A 634-nucleotide genomic window follows, 5' to 3' on the forward strand; every position below is an offset into this window, starting at 1 on the left:
ACTTGTCGAAAGTGATGGTAATGAGTTTGTGATCTATAGTAATGACTCCTTAGGTGAGATTGAGGGAAGAGCAGCAAAAGGGGTAGAGACTGTTCGCATCTATATTAATAAGCAACATGCTGCAGATGATAGCGAAATGGATTCTTTAGGGTATCCACAGTACTTTGAGGTTAAGGTTACTGTTGATGAGAATGGATATTGGAAACTTGATGAAGCTACGCTTGAAGAGGCATTACAGACCACTTGGTGGGCAGACCAGCTTCGTAACGATAAGATCTACCTTCAAGTAAGAGCTGTCGATCCTACTACAGGTAAAGTCGGTGAGGTTTCTGAGAAGTATACATTTGTTGTGGATACGGTGGCTCCACAAGCAACCTTTGTGCAGTATGATGCTGAGGAAGGTAATGTAACCGCGTTGATTAGTGGTGACCCAACCTATGTTTATCATGCACAAACGGGTGATAAGGTAACGGTAACCTATATCGACACAACTGGTAAGAAGCAAACTGTAGAAGGCAATGTTGGTGGTATCTATAAGGAAGGAAAGCAATATCTTGCTATCAAGGTTCCTGTTGGTACGAAAAATATTGATGAATCGACAGAGTTTAAGGTCTATGTAACAGACAAGGCTGGA

1 protein-coding gene is annotated in these 634 nt (G+C 41.8%); it reads left to right on the top strand.

Annotated features, from left to right (window positions below; genetic code table 11):
• Window positions 1-634 (top strand): hypothetical protein (locus tag FK268_RS25930; RefSeq protein WP_158636213.1); only part of this gene is annotated, 634 nt, incomplete at both ends.

Origin of the sequence: Tsukamurella sputi, from assembly GCF_007858445.1 — a bacterium.
Taxonomy (GTDB): Bacteria; Actinomycetota; Actinomycetes; order Mycobacteriales; family Mycobacteriaceae; genus Tsukamurella; species Tsukamurella sputi.